We start from the raw sequence: 13,664 nt of genomic DNA, 5'->3' as shown, positions 1-13,664 counted from the left end.
CAGCATCCATCTCGGTCTATGTGCTGAAGTTTGGCTGACACTGGTTCGACGTCTCCATCGCAGCAAGTTACTCAGGACGAAGGAAGAGCTTTGATTCCCGGTCGAGCCCAAAGGAACCGTCGCGGACGAAGCACTCACCGCAGAAACGCGGCTGCCAATCGCCGTCGCGCGCGGCTGGAGCAATTGGAATCGCGATGGATGCTCGCCGCCGATGCAATCTCGGATATGCCAGAGAGCACGCCGCTCGTGTTTGCGCCCGTCGTGGAAGGGCGAGACTTACAAATTGCACGCTCGACGGGCGATCTGCGTCAGACCAGCAATCGATTCTCGCTTTCGACCGAGGAGCAAACGGAACTTTCGCTCTACGTTAATTCTGGTGGTTTAGCACTCACGTTCAGTGCTACTCTTTTCGACGAAGACGGGAACTATGTCACAAGCAGTGATCCATATGCCCAACACGATCACAAATCGATCCTCGTCCCGGAAGCGGGTGAGTATCTACTTGAAGTCGATCCCTCATTTTCCTCCGACTATGCCAGCGACTATCAGCTGAGGGTACTACAGGGGAGCTTGCCCTTCGAAACCGAATCGCTCGCCCCGCTTCTTTCGAATTTGCAGGGCATCGGAACAGCCAGCGTTGCCGGTGTGATTGCCAGCGGATTGCACGACGAAGACATCGACTCGTACTCGCTCGGATTTTTGGCCGAAGGAACGCGAGTCGATTTGACCGCCAGCATTCCGAGTGGTGGGACCGCCGCACCAATCATCGAGCTTCGCGGCTCACGCGGCATCGTTGTCGATCAGAACCCAGCTCGAGGCAAGGTCGAAGCCGTTGTTCCAAGTGCCGGCACATACGAGGTGCGAGTGCGGCAGGAAACAGTCTTTGGCGATAGCCAATATAAATCTCGAGGTCGGAATACAAAAATAGAAGCCGAACAATTGGCCCACGAAAGTGGCGGACACTTGCTCGCGATCAACAGCGCCGAAGAACAATCGCTTTTTGAACCAATCGAAAGTGAAACCTGGATTGGAATCAGTCTGGGCGAACACGAGTCTGTCGACTCGCTGAGGTGGTCCAGCGGTGAAGAGATTACCTATAACAATTGGCGGGAAGGTGAGCCAGCCTTGCACTCGCATGAATCGCGTGGCGATGGAGTCATGGATCAGTCTGGTAAATGGGCTCTAAAGCAAGTCTTCTCCTACATCAGCAAGACGACCATCATCGAACTTCCACGAAACGAAGATGATCCGGTGTCTTCGTTTGCGGGTCCCGATGCGTTGTATTTGCTAGACGTTGTCGTCACCGACGCGGATGCCCCTCAAGTTGTATCGGTATCGGGAATCCCTACGCACGATATCGTTGCGGATTCGCCGTTGATTGAACTTGGTTTTGAATTCAGTGAGCCCATCCAGGCGACTGGCGACCTGAACCATATCGTTGATCTACGCGAGGCAGGCGTCGACCGCGAATTCTTTACCGATGATGATCGACTCTTCCAAACAACATCCAAACTTGATTCACCGACTGAACTCGTCGTCTGCATCATGGATGGTCCCATCGCGGATGGCCACTATCAGATTTCCATCTCGGATCAACTGACGGACTTGTTCGGAAACCCTTTGGCCGCTGGTGCTGGGTACAGCAAATCTTTCGAGATCGCGATTGACACTAAACGCTTCATTTTTGAAGGAGTCGACAACGACACCATGGAAACGGCGACGCCGATTCCATTGACGCCAGACTTGGGAGGAACAGGACTTTCGCACACGACTCGAACCGGCCTGGGGTTGATAAGCCAATACGGAGATCCGGACTATTGGACGTTTGACGTCGCAGCGGCATCTGAAATTGCGGTCCGTATTACGGGCAGTGGACGAGGACTGACATTGCTGGACGCAGATGAAAATGTGCTGGCACAAGGCAACAATGTGATCAACGCAGTTTCATTGCCAAAAGCAGGCCAGTACTTTGTCCTCCTCTCAGGATCCCTTGGATCAGATGCAAACGCACCGTATCAACTTTCTTTGGATGTCTCCCAATCGATCACGCTGGAAACCAACTCCAGACAATCGAACATCAATCCCACAACCGAGGACATTGAGTTTAACGAAACGACCAATCCGCGACTGGCCACGGTCGCCGGTGCATTGTCCGTCGGCTCGGACTCCCCACAAGACAGATTTTCCCTGGGCACATTGAACGCGGGCTCAACAGTCTCGCTCCGATCAATCCTTCCATACTGGAGCACACTGAAACCTTTTGTTGAACTCTATCGTGGTTATGAAAGAGTTCTTGACACCAATGTTTCAGAAGAAGTCTTTGAAGGCACGAGTGCAACGGACGGAATGTACTATGCCGTTGTACGAGCTGACATTGGATACGGTTTGCATGGCCAGTACATCCTCGACATCGAGATTGATGACGACATCGCTCCGAAACTTCTCGGAACCCCGGGCTTGCCCGCCGCGGACGAAGCAGGCACTGAATTGATCGGTCGCTTCGCCTTGAACTTCAGCGAAGAAGTCTTGCTGGAAAACGACTCGATTGATCTGCGTGAAGCGGGCGACGATGGCCAATTCGATACAGATGACGACCGGTCATTCTATGTCGAATTGACGGGCGATGAAACCAATTCCTATTTCGAGTTCATCGTTAGCGATGGCCCGCTCGACACCGGACAATTCCGTTTGAAGCTAGATGCCGACATCACGGACTTGTCTGGAAACACTTTGGATGGCGACAACGCCGTCACACAATTTTTCCAATTGAATGCCGTCGACAACACAGAAATCTTTGAAGGTTTTGACAACGGCCAGCGCGATCGAGCGACCGTTTTGCCACTCGAATTGGATCCAACCGGAACCGGATTTTCGCGAACGCCTCGATCGGGCGTGGGTCTCATTGAAACCTTCAACGACACCGATTGGTGGAGCTTCGAGGCTGAGGCTTCGCAAACCATTCGCGTCACGCTTACGACGAAAATGATTGAATCCCTGGATCTTACGGTCACGGACTCCGAGGGTCACACAATTGCTGGCACACTGGCAATGCACCAACAAGTCGACAAGTCGACGTTAGTCAATCGTTTCCAGGTTCCGAGCGACGGCGAATACTACATTCAGATTCAAAAGCGACACTTGATCTACAGCGAGCATCAACGCGACTACGAATTGCGAATCGATACTGTTGCAGGCCAAGCGTTGGAGTCGAGAGAACAAGCAAACCAGCACAAAGGACATGGCGACACAATCGTGTTGAACTCGACCCCGGATGGATCGCTGAAGGGATCGATTGCCGGGACACTTCTGCTTGCAGATCGTGATACTTACAAACTGGGCTCTCTCGAACCGAATCTTCAAGTTCGGTTCACCATCGATCGACCTGAGTGGAGTCAAGTCGAACCGGTTATCGGTCTTTACGGTGTGGGCTCAGCGTTCACCGAAATCTCTCCCGACGAAGACGGTAGTTTTCGAGCGTTGACGACCGACCGTGGGGAATATGAAGTGCTTGTCGCGGCCAATCCGAAAGGGAACGGCGCCGGTTTCGATGGACAGTATGTGTTGAACGTGGAAGCCATCGACCCTGTGCCGTTCCAAGTCACCGAAATCCGCGGGCTACCTTCGGACAATAGCGAGACGGACCAGATGCTGTCGGATTTCGAAGTGACCTTCAATCGCAACCTAAGTGAAGGCTCGTTCGAAACATCCAAAGCCTCAATTGTGGAAGCCGGTGCGGACGGTCAGTTCGGCACCTCGGACGATCAATCCTACGCACTCAAGCACGAATTCGCGTTCGCCCATGGAAAAACGCAGTATGACCGTCTCCACTTCTCCGTTGATTCAGGAGTGAACGTTCTGCGTGAGGGCAAGTATCGACTGCACTTGCCCGCTAGCTTCCAATCGCGATATGGCGAACCGCTCGAGGAAGGCGATGGCTATTCAACAGACTTCTCGATCGGAGAATTGCCCGACGGGTATCTTGTCGAAGGTCCCACAAACGATGACCGGACTGGCGCGGTCCATCTTGATCCTGAGGCACCTGGTTCGAATTGGTTGGTCCGCGGCATCGGATCGCTGGAACGAGATGACGACATCGATCACTGGAGCATCGACGCGTCAGCCGGAGATTGGGTCACGGTTTGGACCCCCAATCGATCCAGCTCTTATTTTGCGACGTCAGGCCTTTCGAACGAAGCCGGCCAATACATGACCGCGAGCTCGCGTCATCACCAGTATCCGCAGCAGGGTGCATTCCAGCACTATGTAATCCCCACTGATGGCACGTACTTCGTAGCAGTTGAAGGCAACACAGCCCAACTTCCGAATGACCGGCTGTATGAACTCTGGGTTCACATTGCTCCATTGGCCGATGGTGGAACACCGGTCGAAGGCTATCACCGCGACCATCCCATTTTTCAAACAACAGATCGTGGAGAGACCGCCGTTGTCGCCGACTCCTTCATCAGCGACGAGTCCGGCTCCTTCTACCCCTATCATGAAACAACTTACGACATAGGTCATCTGCCAGAGCACACTGACATTCGGATCGACACCCGTTCGACTACCTGGACGTTCGCAAATCCGTTTCTCCTTCTTGATCCAATTGCAAATCGAAAGTCTCAGCGATTTGTTGTAACAGGAACGATCACGGACCAACTCGGTACCGAACTGACCATCGGCCCATCGAATCTCTACCCGGGACACGTCCCGAACTCTCAGCAACGAGCAGACTATATCGTTGAGATTCAGTCGTTTGACGTGACCGCTCCGAAAATCTCGCTGGATATCGAAACTGATTCAGACACTCACTATGTTCGTGCCTCAGCGAGTGACAGTGACGAACTCGGTCGCCAAGGTTCGGGTGTGGCACAATTGTCACTGTTTTCGATCCATGATGGATTGCTCTCGCATCGACAGGCGGGCACGACTAATCGCATCGAACACACAATCACCTCTGCCCATGCCTCCCATTTCTTTGCGACCGCAACCGACCGTGTCGGGAACCGGTCCATCCTCGACCTAAGCGATCAAGACCTGGGGCCGATATCGATCGACTCGGCCATCGCGGACAATTCTCTTGTGACATGGCCTTCTCAGATTATCGTCGGGTCCGGCACCAGCCTCACTTGGTCGGGACAGTGGGATGTGCTGCTCCCCATCGTCCGCGACAACCGCCTGTACCACCGCGTGACAGCAGGCGATCAGGTCATCGAATTGGAAGCCGTTTCCGAGGATCAAAATCCGGTTCTCGCACACGACGTTGATCGGAGCGGGAGCGTCTCAGCGATCGATGCACTGCTAGTGATCAACCATCTCAATAGCGAACAAGCTCAAACCGGAACATGGTTGAGTCTTGGCGGTCTCTACTTCGACGTCAACGGAGATTCTCGATTCAGCCCACTGGATGCATTGCAAATCATCAACCAATTGCGTTTTGGCCCCACCTCAGGAGAGTCTGAATTCATTCCAATTGAACAAACCGCTCCTCAGACCTTCATCTGTCGATTCGCACCATCGGACGACTCGCACGAAACAATTCACTCGGTGAACGATCCGGCAATCCAGGCACAAGCGACCAACCAATTCATCGATGCGACACCCGCCGTTCCTGCATCGCAATCCTTGTCGGAGCTCGGCACATCAACACGCGATGAGCCACGAATGCCACTCGACCCAACAACCGTCGATGAAGTCCTCACTTCATCGATCAGTTCCGATTTAAAACATTTGGTTTAGGCATAACCATCGTGCAAACGATTCGATGACGAGTCTTGGAAATCAACTCCCAAACATTTCATCGATTTGCTCGATGTAGTCGAGTGCTTCTTCAATGGACTCGACTTCGGCCCCTGGAACACGACCAGCCCGATCGCATTCGCCCAGCACAACCAAATCCTCGTACCATTGATGAGCGACCAAACGTTTTCGACGACGTGCCCCGATCGTGCGATCATGGATCTTGTGAGCTTCCATGTGATTCGCAATCAGCCAGCTCGTTCGGGTTGATACAAACCCTTCGATCGATTCCAACCCTGCCGACACGTGGTCATCCGGATCGATTGCTTTGCCAATGTCATGCAACAACGCTGCGAGCAGAAACTCTTCGTCGTAGGGCATTTGTTCTTTGGCGTGCCCGTAGACTTGCAGACTATGGAACAACACATCGCCTTCGGGATGATAACGCAGATTTTGCTGAACGTTTTCCAAAGGAACCAACAACGACAAGAACACGGCGAACCGATCTGAGCAAGAATCCATTTCTTCCAACCTCGCAGCTTGTTGCTCTGGATCGATGTTGTGTTCCAACACAATCAAACGTTCCAACTGAGACAAGCTTGCCCGTTCGATCGGTTTGTTGGTAATCGAACTTTGAAACCGAAAGCCGAGCAAGGATGGGTGATAGACAGTGAGCTCAATTGGAAATTCATCACGAACATGAATGTGCGTAAAAATTCTCTGCTCACCATCCTTCTTCACGCGTTTGCGTTGAAGCTCATAGTAGACGCCGAACTCGTCTAACTTCATCGTGATGCGATGTGGATTGGATGCAAAGACGTGCACATCCACATCGGATCCTTGCCGGATCGCGCCGCCAAGAACACTGCCGATCAACCGCGGATGGAACTCCTTCAACTGACGCAGCCACCATGCCGCTCGCAATCGCATTTCGAGCAAACGATGCCGTTGGTGATCACTTCCCTCATGCAAACGAGCGAGAACCTGAACTTGCTCGCGAATTTCAGCGTTAGAGGGTAAGTCAGCTGGCTTGACCCATCCTTTGTGAATCCTTCGAGCCGCCTTCTGTTTGGCTTGGTAGTACTCACTGACGTCGCGTGAGTACATCAAACGTGCCGCCTCCCAAGCAATTTGGCGGCGTAGTTTCATCGATGACATGAATGAGGTCTGACGACGCAAACCCAACAAACGAGAAAAGAAAACATCGAGTTGTCGGCCTGTTTTCGCACACCGCGCCGATTTGTCAAATCAAAACAAAAACCGCCTCGCAATCTCTACCGGCAAAAAGGTGTCAGGTACCTTTTTGGAAGAATAGGCAATTTCCTCGCTGGCATCCGCCCGATTTTTGGGTCGGCCGATGTACACGTCCAATTGCTTTCGCCCACCGCCGCAATCTCGTGAGAGTTCGCCTCTTCAAAGCACAAAACGTGACTACTCGAGCAGTTGTTTTCCGTGTTACCGATGCGCGTGGATCAGTGCCCCGAGGCCCGGGGCAAATTGCCTAACCTCTCAAAAAGGTACCTGACACCTTTTAGGTCACTCGGAAGCGGCGGGCGAGCCAGGTTGATGGGATAATGAGGGCGAAGACGCAGAGCGATGGGATGGCTCCGGCACCGAGCATGGTGATCGCGGCCATCAGTGGAATGATGGCCATGATCGCGGACTTGATCGTCAACTGGATGCGTTTGGGCGACGGTGATTGCCAGGCCGTCCAACCTCTCGCCAACGTCGGAACGATCATGAGTGCGATCGTTGCCGGGAAAATAACTGCCGGGTCGATCTGCCAACCCCGCGTCCAATCGACTGGCACGTCAGCACCAGAGAAGACACCTGCGACGCGTGGGGCGAGAGCCAGCACCACACCGCCCAACGTCATTCCAAACCAACCCAATGGCAAATGCATGCTGCGATCACCGATCGCTTCGCGACGCGCAAACGTGGTGACTCCGGTGATGTACAGCCCCATGCCGATTGCAAACGCGAACGTGACGGGTGTGATGTGCATCCAAACGGGTTCGCCTAGCACCGAGACTCGTCCTTGCCACTGCTCACCAGGTATGACCGAATGAGCCGCAGTAGACCCCAACAAGAAACTCAGGACACGACACCCACCCATCAACACCGATGCGATGCGAGTGCGTTTGAATGGACCGTCGTAAGCAACAATGCAAATGCTCAATAGCATTGCAATCACACCAGAAACCACGCCGACCAATGACGCGAGAATGATCCCGATGACAAGCAAGGTCCAACCGACCAATCTCGCATCGGCCAGTCGAAGTTCGCGGCGAGGGAGCGGTCGTTCGCTGCGGGCACGGCGATCGGCTCGGATGTCAAAGACATCGTTGAGCACCATTCCGCCCCAGTACAACGCAATGCCGGATGCAACCACCATGGCCATCGAGGGCCAAACCGAACCGGCCGAGTCATCTCCGGATCGCAACCAACCGCTGGCACCTAGCACCAATAAGAACGAAGCTGACACATCGGCGACGACAGTGAATCCGTTGGGTAGCCGAACGAGCTTCGCCCAAGAGAATAAACGTGAAGTCAATGCTGCATCAGAAGAAGGCGATGTGCGTGGATTGCTGGAGTTCATTAGCGACGAAGCAGTCGACTTTGACGTTCCGTGATCGCAATTCCGTAACGGGAAAGATAGCGATCGGTTTCGTTGGAGAAATCAACGTCGAGGTCTTGGTTTTCAAAACGAAAACGACCGATCGGCGGTGGCGAGATCGGACGCAACGAATACAGCTCAATCAAACTGATCAAGGGACAATTCAGCATTCGCTCTTTTGATGTTCGCGGCTGGGCGGTGGAACCGTCAACCACACTGGTTTCGCTGGCATCAGCGTCGACGGCGCCAGAAGCGTCGATTTCGTCAGATGACTTTGCATCGTTCTCGGCGGTTTGCGGGGCGTCTTGCTGGTCCGCCGTCCGCTGACGCACCGGATCTCCCCAATACTCGATTCTCAAAGGCAAGCCTTTCCCGAACTCGGATTCAGGGTCGTTGCTTCGCGCAATCAAGACGACAACCTGAGTGGGGCAAAGCTCGGGCCAGGTCGTCGTTCCGAACTCTTGTAAACGCTGTGCTCGGACATCGTCTCGCAATGTCCCTTTGACGATCCAAACATCGCGACCTTCGAGCTGACCGGACTGCAACGTCAGATCGTGTTCACTCGCGATCGTGTCCATCATCTCCGTCCAGGCTCCCACACGCACGCTGGGTTTCAGCGTCGCCGGTGAACGGGAATTTTGCGTGCCGCGTCCAAACAGTGATGCGAGTGAGTCGTTGACCCATTGGTCCAAACGTCCGACATCGACGCGGCGAAGGGAGATCTGCTCGCCGATTTGTTCTCTCGTCCAGGCCAGTCGGCCGTCGCTGACTTGTTGCAGAGTGTGTTTACCGTCGCCGTCCAGCATCGTGACTTGCAAATTGAATTGCCCGCTTCCCTGGCCGGCTTGCTCATACGTCCCGACACCCAAGATCTCACGACCGCTGACCCAAACTCTTTGGCGAACCTTCGCGTCAAAAGCGGGGCCCATGGCAATTCGTTGAATCGTTTGCGCGATCAAACGGTCGGCTGGACCATTTGTTTTTGGCTGAATCGAATTTGCCCCGGATGCCTGAATTTCGTCCGACGCGACCTTCGCGAGGCTTCCGGAGAGCGTGCAAATGGCAACGCAAAGAATCAGTTTCCCCAACGTTTTGCGGGGTGAAGTGCGGTGCATGGCCCACCAACGCTGCATCCAGGAACCGCACCGGCCATGCAGGTCCAACCAGTCAAGACAGTCATGCGGGTGAATCTTCATGGGGAGGTTATGACGATTTTGCCAAAGAAATGCCCCCTCACGTGCCGATGAGCTGAGCAGTGACTGATCCTGACCGAACAGTTGCGGGGAAGGACGACCGATCCTAGGTCGTTTTCCCGCTTCGCGTCCAGCCAGATCTGGTCACAACTGAACACCACTGACTTTCCATTTTGATTTGATTCAACGATTGAATCACAACCAGTTCTTGTTCCACGCCGTGTGAAACGCGAACGAGTCGATTGTCGACTTGTCCGATTCATGACGAGTGTTGGGGGAAGAACCCAGCGACCCAAGACGGGGGAAAAGATGAAACGAATCGTCACTCATTTGGCGCTTGCGGCGGCCACGGCGATCCTCGCCACCGGATGTGTGCCGGTTCGCCACAACCTGCCTCCGGAACAACGGATGATGCAACCAGGCCCAGGCGTCGGAGGCCCCGGCCCCGGTGTGTTGGGCCCACAGGCCTACGGCATGATGGGAGCCAACGCTCCAGCTGCCGCAGCAAACACAGAAGGCATGATTACTGAGGGAGCCATCGATGGCGTCCTCGGCGAAGTGCCTTCGAGCATCGTCAAGGCAGGACAGAACAACCCCGAAATTCAGCAAGTCGGTTTCCGTCAACTCGCCGGTGGCGATTGCGGATGCGGCGGCAGCTGCGGTGGCGGCGGATGTCTCAGTGGCGGATCTAACATTCCTCCTGGCGGTGGCGTGGCAATGATGCCACCTCCCGGCATGATGCCTGGGATGGTTTCGACCGCTCAGGTCACGTTTGGCAATCCAGATGGCATGCAAGTTCGCTATGACCAATCCGGTGCCGGCATGTTCGACAGCGAACCCATGGTGGTTCCCGCTCGTCAGAACTTCCCACAAGGCGGTCTGTATCGCTTGAAGTTGACCAACATTCCTAGCCGTCCCGGTGTGGAACTGTACCCAACCGTTGAATTGGCTTACGCCAACCCACGGACCGGTGCTTACTTGGCCCACAACTCGGTGCCGATCCAGTTCACCGAAGAAGACTTCGACCAAGTCTTGACCGGAAACTTCGTTACCAAAGTCATCTACCTACCAGATCCCGAGTTCCAAGGCCCAGCTTTGGCCGGTATCGACACTCTCGTTAGCACTCGCCTCGATCCAGGCATCGACCCAATCGTCGAAGCCGACCGTCGCGGCAGCATCCTGGCAATCATTCGCTTGGGTGACAAAGACATCGAGATGGCTGGCGGAAACGGCGGCATGGCAATGGGCGGCATGATGGGTCCTCCTATCGCTGGCTTGCCTGCTCCTTTCGCTCCTGCGATGACCGATGGTTGCGGTGGACCAAGTGCTGGCAAGTCGGGCACGCCGATGGGACTGCCAGGCATGATCGCTGGTGTCAACGCTCCTCAGTACGGAATGCCACACACCGGCACGCCGATCGGATTGCCTGGACCACCTCACATTCCATTGGGTGCTCCCGCCGGTTTGCAAAAACATGTGATTCGCAACCACACTCACATGAACATTCCACGACCTGTTGAGAAAATGAAAATCGATGTTCGCCAGCAACCTGGCATGAGCTACCCCAACCCGGTCAGCCGTGTTCGGATCACCGAGCAGAACATCAACCCAGGCATTCCAAATGGTCGACCTCACTACGACAAGGCCAGCCAAGGCGTCTACTAATCGGTAACGCTTGATTTGGAAAGTCGGTGACAAACCGAACGCAGTCAGGCTCCCGAGCCTGGCTGCTCTGAACCACGACGCGGTGTTTTGTTTTGGCAAAGCACCGCATCGTCAGTGCCCAGAGCAGATACACAAGCCTGCCCAGAGCAGAGACCAAAATTGCTCAGTGCAAACAATAGGCATCAGTGCAGAAATGAGCTCAAAGCAGAGACACAAACTGCAACGAGCCTGTTCCGCAGCTGCCCGAGAACGAATATCGCAACCGGATTGAGACTCATGGCAATCGCACGCATTACTCCGCCCAGCAATTTGCTGAACGTCGGATGGGCTCTGCCGTCACTCGCGATCGCCTGTGTGTTGGCAACGAGCACCGCATCCACGGCGGCTGACCCGTCACAGTATCTTTCGTCCAACGGACAGCACCGGTTGTTCAACGGTGCAATGCCACCAGGTGCGATCGCTGCGACCCGCCAGATGGCCGGCCCAGGCGGCACGGCAGCAATGGGAGTGCAAGCTCCTTACTATCAACCCGTCCAAATCCGTGGCCCACAAGGTGTACGATTTGCTCTGCCTCAAATGGGCAGCTTTCAGGATCCAGAGCCTGGATTGATGGCAGGTTTGTTGGTCGGCCAGGTTTACCGCTTTCAAATCAGCGGCATTCGCGGGGCAGAGGGAGCCGAGTTGTTTCCGACACTGGAAATGGTCGACCGAACCTATCCACCACCAGGACTGGCGACGCGCTATCCAATCATCGTCACGATCGACGAAGAAGACCTGCAAGCGGCACTTGATGGCCAACTCGTTACACGAGTGATCTACCTCGAAGATCCACAAACCGCTGTACCACTCGCTCAAGAACCCACGACAGACAGCGACACCGGTGGCGAAACACCAATCGATGTGTCGCAGTTCCAAGACCCACTGCAAGTTGCCGATCGCCTTGGCCGAGTCGTCGCGATCCTGCGAATCGGATCGCTCGCTCCGCCGCGTTCTCATGAACTGGCACCACAGTTTTTCTTTGGCTATCCCACGTGGGCCCCTATCTTCAAGCCGGAATCATGATGCAACCTGCTCACCTTTCCGAATTCGCGGTTCAGTCTCAGCCAACGCCCCACGCACGCCTGTGCTTGGCTTGGTTCGCAACTGGATTGGTCGCGCTGTTGATCAGTGGATGTGCGACTCCGGTCGCTTCACCGACCAAGTCGCTCACGTCGAAGCCGGTGCCAACGAACTCGCCCGTTCATCAAATTGCACAGGCACCAACCGGTGCGGCTAAGCCGGCATTGGATGTCGCGTCGCTGTACGGATCAACGTCGGTGACTTCGAATGTTTCTGGTGCAAACGCAACCATCAATCGACCAGCGATCGCACAAGTTGGTTTTCGAGATCGAGCCGCCTGTGATTGCGGAAACACCGCCTGTGCCGGTCAATGCGGTTCGGCGGCGGGCGTGTCCAGCGACTGCGTGGCTTGCCAGCCGATGCCAGCTGCTCCGATGATGCGAGCACCATGGGGTGTGGATCCACAGGAATTCCTTTGCGATGGCGGCGACCACGATCCACACGCCCGGCTAACTCGAGGCGATGTCATCGTAGGCCTTCAGCCTGAGGACACTGTGACGCATTACACAACGGAGGCCGGTGACATCGAATTTTCGGCTTCCAATCGAGTCTGCGTCTACTCGCCCCGATTCGCGTCCGTGCGACGGATCACGGGAGCAATCGAAAACGATCGCTCGATCACCGTGGGCGGCACGTTTCAACCTGTCGGTCCGCTTGGCATTGACCTGGACCAACCCGGGTTGGTCATGACCGACACCACCAAGATCGCCCACAGCGAGTTGACACGACGTGTCGATGCAATGCGGGATCGCAACCGCGGTGTCCCAGTCGAAAACGTACAACAGATCGAAGTCGCCGAAGACGTCCTCGCGTTGCTGACCAACATCCGCCAACTCAGCTTGTCTGAACTGGATGAATCACAGTTGGCTCTCGTCGAACGCTTCGCCAACGCGGCCATCGCTTGGTCGATTGACGAATCCGTGGAAGTCGAGATTCAAGACTTGAAGCCACCAACGTTGACGCGTGACGAGAAAGTCGATGCCGTTGTCGTATATGACTTCCCCGAAGCCGGACGTGTCAACCTGATCAAGCTGGCAGACAAGCAGCACGCTCCGATCGGTGAGACCGTGACATTCGCCTTGCGACTGCAAAACGTGGGTGACTCGCCAGTCAACGGCGTCGTCGTGACAGACAACTTGACCACACGACTGGAATACATCGCTGATTCGGAATCGGCAACGCTGGACGCTGACTTCAGCATTCAACCGAACCAAGCCGGATCAGATCAACTGATCTGGAAACTCACTGAAGAGCTGGGCGTTGGCGAAACGGTGACGATCGAATTCCAATGCAAAGTGCGATAAGTTCGAGCAAGTTGAATGACATCAAGCGGC

General features: G+C 54.9%; 7 protein-coding genes. 4 read left to right on the top strand and 3 right to left on the bottom strand.

The features are described 5' to 3' along the window. Positions 1-198: 198 nt before the first annotated feature. Positions 199-5,736, top strand: coding sequence for a pre-peptidase C-terminal domain-containing protein (locus RB_RS26500; protein ID WP_231846008.1), 5,538 nt, complete (start codon positions 199-201; stop codon positions 5,734-5,736). A 42-nt stretch (positions 5,737-5,778) separates the two neighbouring features. On the opposite strand, the gene RB_RS26495 is transcribed toward RB_RS26500, so the two are convergent. The 3 genes from RB_RS26495 to RB_RS26485 form a co-directional block, all read right to left on the bottom strand. After that, complete coding sequence (locus tag RB_RS26495; protein WP_164922556.1) at positions 5,779-6,894, bottom strand: HD domain-containing protein; 1,116 nt, start codon at positions 6,892-6,894, stop codon at positions 5,779-5,781. Positions 6,895-7,267: 373 nt separating this feature from the next. After that, the gene (locus tag RB_RS26490) at positions 7,268-8,290 is read right to left on the bottom strand and encodes a UbiA family prenyltransferase (RefSeq protein WP_231846005.1); all 1,023 of its coding nucleotides are present in this window, start codon (positions 8,288-8,290) and stop codon (positions 7,268-7,270) included. A gap of 44 nt (positions 8,291-8,334) precedes the next feature. Then, positions 8,335-9,549, bottom strand: coding sequence for a hypothetical protein (locus RB_RS26485; RefSeq protein ID WP_011123871.1), 1,215 nt, complete (start codon positions 9,547-9,549; stop codon positions 8,335-8,337). 306 nt (positions 9,550-9,855) lie between these two features. On the opposite strand from RB_RS26485, the gene RB_RS26480 reads away from it, so the two are divergent. The 3 genes from RB_RS26480 (at position 9,856) to RB_RS26470 (ending at position 13,634) form a co-directional block, all read left to right on the top strand. Continuing rightward, positions 9,856-11,211 carry a hypothetical protein gene (locus RB_RS26480; protein WP_007328359.1) on the top strand — a complete coding sequence of 452 codons (1,356 nt, stop codon included), beginning with the start codon at positions 9,856-9,858 and terminating at the stop codon, positions 11,209-11,211. Positions 11,212-11,487: 276 nt separating this feature from the next. Next, complete coding sequence (locus RB_RS26475; protein WP_007340214.1) at positions 11,488-12,273, top strand: hypothetical protein; 786 nt, start codon at positions 11,488-11,490, stop codon at positions 12,271-12,273. After that, positions 12,270-13,634: a DUF11 domain-containing protein gene (locus tag RB_RS26470; RefSeq protein WP_164922555.1), complete on the top strand. Its 1,365-nt coding sequence runs from the start codon at positions 12,270-12,272 to the stop codon at positions 13,632-13,634. Before RB_RS26475 ends, RB_RS26470 begins: the two co-directional genes overlap by 4 nt. The last annotated feature ends 30 nt before the right edge of the window (positions 13,635-13,664 follow it).

The organism is Rhodopirellula baltica SH 1, assembly GCF_000196115.1.
Classification (GTDB): Bacteria; Planctomycetota; Planctomycetia; order Pirellulales; family Pirellulaceae; genus Rhodopirellula; species Rhodopirellula baltica.
The sequence above is the reverse complement of the archived record's forward strand: the minus strand, read 5'-3'. Positions and strand labels throughout refer to the sequence as shown.

Excerpts from the sequence above, each read along its gene's own strand:
- RB_RS26485 (WP_011123871.1), bottom strand. The coding sequence starts at position 9,549 with ATGAAGATTCACCCGCATGACTGTCTTGACTGGTTGGACCTGCATGGC.
- RB_RS26475 (WP_007340214.1), top strand. The coding sequence starts at position 11,488 with ATGGCAATCGCACGCATTACTCCGCCCAGCAATTTGCTGAACGTCGGA.
- RB_RS26470 (WP_164922555.1), top strand. The coding sequence starts at position 12,270 with ATGATGCAACCTGCTCACCTTTCCGAATTCGCGGTTCAGTCTCAGCCA.
- RB_RS26480 (WP_007328359.1), top strand. The coding sequence starts at position 9,856 with ATGAAACGAATCGTCACTCATTTGGCGCTTGCGGCGGCCACGGCGATC.
- RB_RS26495 (WP_164922556.1), bottom strand. The coding sequence starts at position 6,894 with ATGTCATCGATGAAACTACGCCGCCAAATTGCTTGGGAGGCGGCACGT.
- RB_RS26500 (WP_231846008.1), top strand. The coding sequence starts at position 199 with ATGCTCGCCGCCGATGCAATCTCGGATATGCCAGAGAGCACGCCGCTC.